7 protein-coding genes are annotated in these 11,518 nt (G+C 55.2%); 6 read left to right on the forward strand and 1 reads right to left on the reverse strand.

Annotation, left to right across the window (positions count from 1 at the left end):
- The first annotated feature begins 71 nt into the window (after positions 1-71).
- From purL to glnB, 5 genes are all read left to right on the forward strand, one after another.
- A complete protein-coding gene (gene purL, locus AC1MDE_RS23455) occupies positions 72-3,962 on the forward strand; it encodes a phosphoribosylformylglycinamidine synthase (protein WP_058959157.1) in 3,891 nt (1,296 codons plus the stop codon).
- Positions 3,963-4,591: 629 nt separating this feature from the next.
- A complete protein-coding gene (locus AC1MDE_RS23460) occupies positions 4,592-6,019 on the forward strand; it encodes a sensor histidine kinase (RefSeq protein ID WP_480345130.1) in 1,428 nt (475 codons plus the stop codon).
- 3 nt (positions 6,020-6,022) lie between these two features.
- Positions 6,023-6,694: a two-component system QseEF-associated lipoprotein QseG gene (gene qseG, locus AC1MDE_RS23465; protein WP_480345131.1), complete on the forward strand. Its 672-nt coding sequence runs from the start codon at positions 6,023-6,025 to the stop codon at positions 6,692-6,694.
- 2 nt (positions 6,695-6,696) lie between these two features.
- Entirely contained in the window at positions 6,697-8,028 is a 1,332-nt protein-coding gene (glrR, locus tag AC1MDE_RS23470; RefSeq protein ID WP_480345132.1) for a two-component system response regulator GlrR, read from the forward strand.
- Between the two features lie 205 nt (positions 8,029-8,233).
- Positions 8,234-8,572, forward strand: coding sequence for a nitrogen regulatory protein P-II (glnB, locus tag AC1MDE_RS23475; protein WP_034825643.1), 339 nt, complete (start codon positions 8,234-8,236; stop codon positions 8,570-8,572).
- Positions 8,573-8,621: 49 nt separating this feature from the next.
- On the opposite strand, the gene hmpA is transcribed toward glnB, so the two are convergent.
- Positions 8,622-9,806 (reverse strand): NO-inducible flavohemoprotein, encoded by a 1,185-nt coding sequence (hmpA, locus tag AC1MDE_RS23480; protein ID WP_480345133.1) that lies wholly within the window; start codon positions 9,804-9,806, stop codon positions 8,622-8,624.
- A 338-nt stretch (positions 9,807-10,144) separates the two neighbouring features.
- Between hmpA and glyA the strand changes: the two genes are divergently transcribed.
- Positions 10,145-11,398, forward strand: a complete 1,254-nt coding sequence (gene glyA / locus AC1MDE_RS23485; RefSeq protein ID WP_045814929.1) for a serine hydroxymethyltransferase — start codon at positions 10,145-10,147, stop codon at positions 11,396-11,398.
- Positions 11,399-11,518 lie beyond the last annotated feature (120 nt).

The raw sequence follows: 11,518 nt of genomic DNA on the forward strand, positions 1-11,518 counted from the left end.
TAATACCGCCCGTTTTCCCCTGTTGCGCCCAATGAAGCGTCGCCCGGCGCTTCGAAGACGAGAGATCTTTGATGATGGAAATTCTGCGTGGTTCGCCCGCTCTGTCGGCATTTCGTGTAAACAAACTGCTGACCCGCTTTCAGGACGCTCACCTGCCAGTGAGTGATATTTACGCCGAGTACGTCCATTTTGCCGATGTCAGTGCACCGCTCAGTGCGGATGAACATGCCCGCCTGCAACGTCTGCTGAAATACGGTCCTTCTCTCGCCGAGCACGCGCCACAAGGGCGTTTGTTACTGGTGACGCCGCGTCCCGGCACCATTTCTCCGTGGTCATCAAAAGCCACCGATATCGCGCACAACTGCGATCTGCCCCAGGTTATCCGCCTCGAACGCGGTATGGCTTTCTATGTGCAGGCGCCGCAGCTGACGGAAGCGCAATGGCAACAGCTGGCTAGCCTGCTGCATGACCGCATGATGGAGACCGTGTTCGGTGACCTGAATGATGCGCAGCAGTTGTTCGCACACCATGAACCACAGCCGCTGAAAAGCGTTGATGTGCTGGGTGCCGGTCGCCTTGCACTGGAACAGGCCAACACCACGCTGGGCCTGGCACTGGCCGATGACGAAATCGACTATTTGCTGAATGCCTTCACCAAACTGGGCCGCAATCCGAACGACATCGAGCTCTATATGTTTGCTCAGGCAAACTCAGAGCACTGCCGTCATAAAATCTTCAACGCCGACTGGATTATCGACGGTGAAAAACAGCCGAAGTCGCTGTTTAAAATGATCAAAAACACCTTTGAACACAATCCTGAGCACGTTCTGTCTGCTTATAAAGACAACGCCGCGGTGATGGAAGGTTCAAAAGTGGGCCGCTTCTACGCCGATGCGCAGAAGGGCGAATACACCTTCCATCAGGAAGAGGCGCATATCCTGATGAAGGTGGAAACCCATAACCACCCGACCGCGATTTCCCCGTGGCCAGGTGCTGCGACCGGTTCCGGTGGTGAAATCCGTGATGAAGGCGCAACGGGACGTGGCGCGAAGCCGAAAGCGGGCCTGGTCGGTTTCTCCGTTTCCAACCTGCGTATTCCGGGTTTTGAACAGCCGTGGGAAGAAGATTTTGGTAAGCCGGAGCGTATTGTTACCGCGCTGGATATCATGACTGAAGGCCCACTGGGCGGCGCAGCGTTCAACAACGAATTTGGCCGTCCTGCACTGAACGGATACTTCCGTACTTATGAAGAGCGCGTGAACAGCCATAATGGCTCAGAACTGCGTGGCTACCATAAGCCGATCATGCTGGCGGGCGGTATTGGTAACATCCGTGCTGACCACGTGCAGAAGGGTGAGATCGTCGTCGGCGCGAAACTGATCGTGCTCGGCGGGCCCGCGATGAACATTGGCCTCGGCGGCGGAGCAGCCTCTTCAATGGCCTCTGGTCAGTCTGATGCGGATCTGGATTTTGCATCTGTCCAGCGTGACAACCCGGAAATGGAGCGTCGCTGCCAGGAAGTGATCGACCGTTGCTGGCAGCTGGGCGAAGCCAACCCGATTCTGTTCATCCACGACGTCGGTGCTGGCGGTCTGTCTAACGCGATGCCAGAGCTGGTGAGTGATGGTGGCCGTGGCGGCAACTTCAACCTGCGTGACATCCTCAACGATGAGCCAGGCATGAGCCCGCTGGAAGTGTGGTGTAACGAATCCCAGGAACGTTATGTACTGGCGGTGGCACCGGCTCAACTGGCGCTGTTTGACGAGCTGTGTAAGCGTGAGCGTGCACCTTATGCGGTGATCGGTGAAGCCACCGAAGAGCTGCACCTGAACCTGGCGGATAGCCACTTCGATAACAACCCTATCGACATGCCGCTGGACGTGCTGTTGGGCAAAACGCCGAAGATGACGCGTGATGTTGCCACTCAGCAGGCCAAAGGCGATGCGCTGGTGCGTGACGGCATTACCGTGGCAGATGCCGTTAATCGCGTACTGCATCTGCCAACTGTGGCAGAGAAAACCTTCCTGATTACCATCGGTGACCGTTCGGTAACCGGTATGGTGGCGCGTGACCAGATGGTCGGCCCATGGCAGATCCCGGTAGCGAACTGTGCAGTGACCACCGCCAGCCTGGATAGCTATCACGGCGAAGCCTTCTCACTGGGCGAACGTGCTCCAGTCGCCTTGCTGGACTTCGCTGCCTCAGGCCGTTTAGCGGTCGGTGAAGCGCTGACCAACCTGGCAGCCACCTCGATTGGTTCCCTGCAGCGCGTGAAGCTCTCTGCAAACTGGATGGCCGCAGCAGGTCACCCAGGCGAAGATGCCGGTTTGTATGCCGCAGTGAAAGCGGTTGGTGAAGAACTCTGTCCGGCGCTGGGCATCACGATTCCAGTGGGCAAAGACTCGATGTCGATGAAAACCCGCTGGCAGCAGGGCACCGAAGAGCGTGAGATGACCTCGCCGCTGTCGCTGGTGATCACCGCCTTTGCGCGTGTAGAAGATGTGCGTCGCACCGTAACGCCTCAACTGCAAGCTGACCAGGATAACCTGCTGTTGCTGATTGATTTGGGCAACGGCGCAAACACCCTGGGTGCTACCGCGCTGTCACAGGTTTATCGTCAGTTAGGCGACAAACCAGCCGACGTACGTGATGCATCGCAACTGGCGGGCTTCTTCAACGCCATTCAGGCGCTGGTGGCCGAGCAGAAGCTGCTGGCTTACCATGACCGTTCTGATGGCGGCCTGCTGGTAACACTGGCAGAAATGGCTTTCACCGGTCACTGCGGTATCGAAGCCGATATCGCCGCGCTGGGTAACGATGCGCTGGCAGCACTGTTCAGCGAAGAGTTGGGTGCAGTGATCCAGATTAATGCCGCTGATCGTGCAGCCGTTGAGAAAGTGTTTGCCGACCATGGTCTGAGCAGCAATGTGCATGTGATTGGTCAGGCGCTGCCGGGCGATCGCTTTGTGATCCGCTCTGGTGAGAGCGCGGTGTACAGCGAAAGTCGTACCACGCTGCGTACCTGGTGGGCAGAGACCACCTGGCAGATGCAGCGTCTGCGTGACAACCCTGCCTGTGCCGATCAGGAGCACGAAGCGAAGAAAGACGACAACGATCCTGGCCTGAACGTTCATCTGACCTTCAAGCCAGAGGAAGATGTTGCTGCGCCGATGATCGCCACAGGCGCGCGTCCTCGTGTTGCCGTTCTGCGTGAGCAGGGCGTGAACTCCCACGTTGAGATGGCCGCTGCCTTCCACCGTGCTGGCTTCACCGCTGTCGATGTGCACATGAGTGACCTGCTGGCGGGCCGTCGTGGTCTGGAAGAGTTCCAGGCGCTGGTCGCGTGCGGTGGCTTCTCTTACGGTGACGTATTGGGTGCCGGTGAAGGTTGGGCGAAGTCGATTCTGTTCAACGGCCGTGTGCGTGATGAGTTCGAAAACTTCTTCCACCGTCCACAGACGCTGGCGCTGGGCGTATGTAACGGCTGCCAGATGATGTCGAATCTGCGTGAGCTGATTCCGGGCAGCGAACTGTGGCCACGCTTTGTACGTAACCAGTCAGAGCGGTTTGAAGCCCGTTTCAGCTTGGTTGAAGTGGCTGCGAGCCCATCGTTGCTGCTGGACGGCATGGCCGGTTCTCATATGCCAATCGCCGTGTCGCACGGTGAAGGCTTCGTGGAAGTGCGTGACGGTGCGCATCTGGCTCAGCTGGAAAGCAAAGGTCTGGTGGCGCTGCGCTTCGTGGACAACTTCGGTAAAGTGACCGAAAATTACCCTGCCAACCCGAACGGCTCGCCGAACGGTATCACTGCAGTCACCAATGAAAGCGGTCGTGTCACCATTATGATGCCGCACCCAGAGCGTGTGTTCCGCACCGTGAGCAACTCCTGGCACCCAGCAGAGTGGGGCGAAGACAGCCCGTGGATGCGTATCTTCCGCAACGCACGCAAGCAGCTGGGCTAATTTAGCCGACTGCATCAGAGGCCGCCGCAAGGCGGCCTTTCTTTTAGCCAGCTGGTCCAGACTCACTCACTCACTCAATCCATTACGCCATGACCTACTTTGGCTGGCTCGCAAAATTGTCGGAAATTAGCGACAAACACGATATTGATGTGTCGCTAAATGGTGACATTTAAATTATTGATTTATATTGGATCAATTTTTCATCCTCTAACTCGTTGCTGATCAGCGACACTTTCGCCAGACCAGCCGGTCCGCTTTTTCATAAAAAAACTGCGTCACACCTCGCATTACTCTGATAATCAATGCTATTTCATTTCTGGCACGATAGTTGCTATACTCACTGCGTTGCTCATTCTCCTGTCTATGATTGCCCCGCACTGCGGTTGAGCTCATAAAATTCGAATGACGCACCAAACGGAGCCTGCCGTCCACCCAACCGATAATCGCTTGCTTTGCAACGTTATCAAGCATCGGACGCAACGTTGAGTTAGGCTCCACCTATTTTGCAAGCGATGCTGCGGCGTCGCTCTCACGGCAGCCCAAAAGGGCTGCCGTTTTCCTTTCGGTACTTTCTTCCCTATTGATACTTCGTTAGCATGCCAGCAGCTCACATTAAAGGATGCGCGGTAGTGAAGAGATGGCGTCTGTTTCCCCGATCCCTGCGGCAGTTAGTCTTGATGGCTTTTTTACTGGTCCTGTTGCCATTGCTGGTGCTGGCGTGGCAAGCCTGGGAAAGTTTGTCTGCGCTCAGTAATCAGGCCGCAGATACCAATCGCAATACCTTCACCGACGTACGCCGCAGCGAAGCGATGGCGCGCACGGCGCTCGAGCTGGAGCGCAGTTATCGTCAATATTGCGTGTTAGGGGATGCCACCTTGCAAAAGCTTTATCAGACGCAGTGGACGCGGTACGGTCAGATGCTCACCAGCCATGCGGATAGCCTGCCGGATCTTCCTTCCTTCAAAGCGTTGCAGGAAACCTTGCCGCAGCTCGCCAGCGTGCAGTGCGACAACGGTAACCCAGTGGCAAAAGCCGCAACGGCCCTCGAACATTTTTCTGATGCCAATGCGCAAATGGTGCAGGCGACGCGTGAAGTGGTATTTTCGCGTGGCTTGCAGCTTCAGCGCGAAATCGCCGATCGCGGCCAGTTTTTCGGCTGGCAGGCGCTGATTCTGTTTCTGATCAGTCTGGCACTGGTGCTGCTGTTTACCGGCATGATCATCAGCCCGGTTAAACGCGTTGAACGGATGATTAACCGACTGGGGCAAGGCAAAGCGCTGGGTGACAGCGTGAGTTTTCGCGGTCCGCGTGAAATCCGCTCACTCGGTCAGCGCATCGTGTGGCTGAGCGAGCGCCTAAGTTGGCTGGAAGAGCAGCGACATGAGTTTCTGCGTCATCTCTCGCACGAACTGAAAACCCCGCTTGCCAGCTTGCGTGAAGGCACGGAATTATTGGCCGATCAGGTGGCTGGGCCGCTCAATGCGGAACAGCAAGAAGTGGTCGCGATTCTTGATACCAGCAGCCGCCATTTGCAGCGTCTCATCGAACAACTTTTGGATTACAACCGCAAACTGGCGGATGGCCCCATGGCGCTGGAGCCGGTAGCAATCAATGACATCGTTGATGCGGTCGTTAAAATCCATTCATTGCCCGCCGGTGCACGTCAGATCACCACCCATGTTGATCTTCAGGTGGCGCACTGTCTGGCAGAGGCATCATTGCTGCAAAGGGTCATCGATAACCTCTATTCGAACGCCGTGAACTACGGCAGCGAATCCGGTAACATCTGGCTGCAGAGCCAACAGAAAGGCAACCAGGTGTGGATTGAGGTGGCGAACACCGGCACACCGATTCCGGCTGAAGAGCAGGCGATGATTTTTGAGCCCTTTTTTCAGGGCAGCCAGCAGCGCAAAGGGCCAGTTAAAGGCAGCGGGCTGGGGTTAAGCATCGCGAAAGATTGCCTGCGCAGGATGCAGGGCGATTTGCAATTGGTAACGCGCAAGGATGCGGATGTCTGTTTTCGAATCATTTTGACGACCAGCGCCGGGAATGCCTGATTAATGAAACACACCCTGATTAAACTTTTTAGCTGCGCGTTGGTGGCATTTGGCTTGAGTGCCTGCCAGACACCGTCCACGGGCAGCGCGTTACACGATGGCACCAATCTTCCTGAGCCAGAAGTGCGGCTGCCTGATTATCTGGCGACCGATTGTCAAAACGTGTGGAAGATTGAAACGCCAACAGCCATGAGCAACCCCCTCTACTGGCAGCGTGCTATCGACTGTGGTGAGCGTTTATCCCCAGCGGAAGCGCGTGCTGAGGCACGGCGCTGGCCAGTACAAGGCTGGTCGCGTGCTTTTAAACAAGGCATTCTGCTGGCAAATGGCAATGTGACGCCCTTTGAGCGCCGTCAGTTCGTCGATACGCTAGACGGTTACAGCGCTTCCTATCCAGCCTCCGTGCGTCCGTTATTAATGTTGTGGCGTAGTAATCAGGCGGCGCAGCTGGCGTTAAGCGGTGAACGCAGCCGCTATGCTGCACTCCAGCAAAGCCACGATACTGAGCTGGATAACCTGCGCCAGCAGCAAACCAAACTGCGTCAATCACTGGAGGAGACTCAGCGTAAGCTTGAGCGCTTAACTGACATCGAACGCCAGCTGTCGTCCCGTAAACCGGCGGACAGCAGCGATACATCGCACGGCGCCAGTGATGCACAAAGTGAGGATCAGTGACCATGAAACAGTCTGCACGTTTACTGCTGGTGGATGACGATCCCGGCCTGCTTAAACTGCTTGGCATGCGCTTAAGCAGTGAAGGCTATCAGGTGACCACCGCCGCAAGTGGCCCGGATGCGCTGCGCCAGTTGCAGAAAGAGAAAGTTGATCTGGTGATCAGCGATCTGCGTATGGATGAAATGGACGGACTGGCGTTATTTGGCGAAATCCAGAAACGCCATGCGGGTTTGCCGGTGATCATTCTTACGGCGCACGGCTCGATCCCCGAAGCGGTTTCTGCCACGCAGCAGGGCGTATTCAGTTTCCTGACGAAACCGGTGGATCGTGACGCGCTGTATAAAGCCATTGATGAAGCGTTAGCACAGCGCGCGCCCGTCAGTGATGATACCTGGCGTGAAGCGGTAGTGACGCGCAATCCACTGATGCTGCGTTTGCTGGATCAAGCGCACATGGTGGCGCAATCCGACGTCAGCGTGTTAATCAATGGCCATAGCGGTACCGGAAAAGAAGTGCTGGCTCAGGCGATTCACGCCGCCAGCCCGCGTGCAAACAAGCCGTTTATTGCCATTAACTGTGGTGCGCTACCGGAGCAACTGCTGGAGTCTGAGCTGTTTGGTCACGCCAAAGGGGCTTTCACCGGTGCCGTGAGTGCGCGTGAAGGGCTGTTTCAGGCGGCGGAGGGTGGCACGCTGTTTCTTGATGAAATTGGTGATATGCCACAGGCGTTGCAGGTCAAACTCCTGCGCGTCTTGCAGGAGCGAAAAGTGCGTCCGCTGGGCAGTAATCGGGATGTCGATATCAACGTGCGCATCATCTCGGCCACCCATCGCGATCTGCCCAAAGCGATGGAGAAAAAGAGTTTCCGCGAGGATCTCTACTATCGCCTCAATGTGGTGAATCTGAAGATTCCCGCACTACATGAACGTGCAGAGGATATTCCGCTGTTGGCGAACCATCTCTTGCGCCAATCGGCCGAACGCCATAAACCCTTCGTGCGCAGCTTCTCTGTGGATGCGATGAAACGTTTAGTGGGGGCCAGTTGGCCTGGCAACGTGCGGCAGCTGGTCAACGTGATTGAGCAGTGTGTCGCGCTGAGCACGTCACCCGTGATCGGGGATGCGCTGGTTGAGCAGGCGTTAGCGGGTGAAAATACGGCGCTGCCGACTTTTGTTGAGGCACGTAATCAATTTGAGCTCAACTATCTGCGCAAATTGCTGCAAATGACCAAAGGAAATGTCACTAACGCTGCGCGTCTGGCTGGACGTAACCGTACAGAATTCTATAAGCTGCTGTCACGCCATGAGCTGGACGCCAGTGAATTTAAAGAGTAGCTTGCTGCGGCATATTGATTCATCCATTGACTACCCCAAATAATTTGAGTTGCAGTCAGACGGCAAACGAAAGCATCCCGATGAGCTTACTTCTTCAAGCGATTTGGGGAAAAGAGAGCCGCCAACCCCTCTGCAACTTGAAGCAGGACGGGTATATACTACTTGTTATCCGTCCATCATGGAGGGAGTGAAAAAAGGATCTGTCATGAAAAAGATCGATGCAATTATTAAACCATTCAAACTCGATGATGTGCGCGAAGCGTTGGCTGAAGTGGGCATCACCGGGATGACGGTCAGTGAAGTGAAGGGCTTTGGTCGCCAGAAAGGCCACACTGAGCTGTATCGTGGCGCGGAGTACATGGTCGATTTTCTGCCAAAAGTGAAAATCGAAATGGTGGTCGGTGATGACATCGTCGACACCTGCGTTGAAGCCATTATGAATACTGCGCAGACCGGCAAAATCGGCGACGGCAAAATCTTTGTGTTCGACGTGGCGCGCGTGGTGCGAATCCGTACCGGTGAAGAGGACGAAGAGGCGATCTAAGCCCCTTCGTTAGCCTGTTAAAAAGCCTGCATGATGCAGGCTTTTTTGTTTACAGCACTTTGTGCGGGCCAAAAACTTCATAATGGATACGATCGGCACTGATACCGGCATCGACCAGCTGCCGCGCGACAAACTGCATAAATGGCAGAGGGCCGCAAAGCCAGAACTGGCGGTCGGCCTGATTCAATTGGCTGGAGATGCCTGCGAGGTCCATGAATCCCTGCGCATCAAAACGGCCACTGTCCACGCTTTCCGGCTCGCGATACCAGATATGGCTGGTGAAATGTGGCAGGCGAGCACCTGTGGCTTGCACTTCATCCGCGAAAGCATGCTGTGCACCACATTCGGCCGCATGTAGCCAGTTAACCGCACCCGCATACTGCTGTTCAGCCAGGCTGGCTAACATCGCCAGCATCGGAGTTTGGCCCACACCGGCAGAAATCAGCGTGATCGGCGCGGTCCCTGTTGTTTGCAAATAGAAATCACCCGCCGGTGCCGCACATTGCACAATATCACCGACCTTCGCATGGGCGTGCAACCAGCCGGAAACGCTACCGTGTTCTTCGCGCTTCACCGCGATACGATAAGATTTAGCGTTGGGGCGATGGGTGAGTGAATACTGGCGATGCTGGATACTCTCGTTACCTTCAGGTCGCAGACTAACGGCCAGGTATTGTCCGGGCAGGAAGTCTGCCACGGGCTGGCCATCGTTGGGAACCAGTTCAAAGCTTTTGATCACCGAGCTTTCAGTGTTGATAGCACGGATACGGAAGTCACGCGCGCCACGCCAGCCGCCGACTTTCTCTTCTGAGGCGCAATAAATCGCCTCTTCACGCTGGATAAACACATCCGCCAGCACCCCGTAAGCTTTGCCCCACGCCTGTAAGACGTCATCGCCGGGATTGAGTAACTCTTCGATGGTGGCCAGCAACGTTTCACCGACTACCGCATATTGCGCGGGCTGAATGTTCAGGCTGGTGTGCTTCTGCGCAATTTTCTCTACCGCCGGCAGCAGCACCGCCAGGTTCTCCAGGTTGCTGCCGTACGCGACAATGGCATTAAACAGCGCCTCACGCTGATTGCCACTGCGCTGATTATTCATGTTGAAGACGTTTTTCAGTTCCGGATGTGCCGTTAACAAACGTTGGTAGAAGTGGCCAGTGAGTTGCGGGCCAAGCTGAGCAATAGCGGGCAGGGAAGACTTTACGGTAGCGATAGTTTGCGCATCAAGCATGGTGAATGCCTCACAGTGAATTTAAACATGCATTTTAAATGCATCTTATGATCGTTCATCCAGCCTGTAAATCCCCTGTTTTGATTGCGGGTTAGGTGCTGAAGCTGGAAGCTGGCCCACAAACCTGAAAAATATTCCTCTCCACCGTGAGCAAATATCGTGATTTACAGGATTGCAAAAAGGCGTAAAAAACCCGTTCCAGCGCCGTGCCAATCGTTTGCGTAAAAAGAGGGGATTGGCGCTACCGTCACCTGTCAAAACCGTTTACACTGTTGGCCTTCGCCCCTTGCCGGGGCCTAAACTGCCGTTAAAAAAGTTAGCTAGTCAGGAGATGCCGGATGTTAAAGCGTGATATGAACATTGCCGATTATGATGCCGAGTTGTGGCAGGCTATGGAGCAAGAGAAGGTGCGTCAGGAAGAGCACATCGAACTGATTGCTTCTGAAAACTACACCAGCCCACGCGTTATGCAGGCGCAAGGTTCACAGCTCACCAACAAATATGCCGAAGGATATCCGGGCAAACGCTACTACGGCGGATGTGAATACGTTGATATCGTTGAGCAGCTGGCAATCGATCGCGCGAAAGCGCTGTTTGGCGCAGACTTTGCCAACGTACAGCCGCACTCTGGCTCACAGGCCAACTTCGCGGTTTACACTGCGCTGTTGCAGCCGGGCGACACCATCCTCGGTATGAACCTGGCGCACGGTGGTCACCTGACGCACGGTTCACCAGTGAACCTGTCAGGCAAGCTGTATAACGTCATCCCTTACGGCATCGACGAAACCGGCAAAATCAACTACGACGAACTGGCTGAGCTGGCTAAAACGCATAAGCCAAAAATGATCGTCGGTGGTTTCTCTGCATACTCTGGCGTGTGTGACTGGGCAAAAATGCGCGAAATCGCTGATAGCGTGGGCGCTTACCTGTTCGTTGACATGGCACACGTTGCCGGTCTGATCGCCGCTGATGTCTACCCGAACCCGGTTCCGCATGCACACATCGTGACCTCAACCACCCACAAGACTCTGGCGGGTCCACGTGGTGGCCTGATTCTGGCGAAAAACGGCGACGAAGATCTGTACAAAAAACTGAACTCTGCGGTGTTTCCGGGTGGTCAGGGTGGTCCATTGATGCACGTGATCGCGGGTAAAGCGGTGGCGTTCAAAGAAGCAATGGAGCCAGAGTTCAAATCTTACCAGCAGCAAGTGGCTAAAAACGCCAAAGCAATGGTTGAAGTTCTTTTGGAGCGTGGCTACAACATCGTTTCAGGCGGTACTTATAACCACCTGTTCCTGATCGATCTGGTGAGCAAAAACCTGACCGGTAAAGAAGCGGATGCCGCGCTGGGCCGTGCTAACATCACTGTGAACAAAAACAGTGTACCTAACGATCCGAAGAGCCCATTCGTGACCTCCGGTGTGCGTATCGGTACGCCTGCAGTGACACGCCGTGGCTTCAAAGAAGCAGACGTGCGTGAGCTGGCTGGCTGGATCGCTGACGTGCTGGACAACATCAACGACGAAGCGACCATCGAGCGCACCAAGCAGAAGGTACTCGATATCTGTGCGCGTCTGCCTGTGTATGCCTGATTTGGCACCATGCTGATGTGATTAAAGAGGATGGCGCTTGCCATAATGCTTGTCAGTTAAGATCTTAATGGAGGCCGCAACGGATAACGTTGCGGCTTCTTTTTTACCGCCCTTGGGTAA

The organism is Pantoea folii, assembly GCF_056678875.1.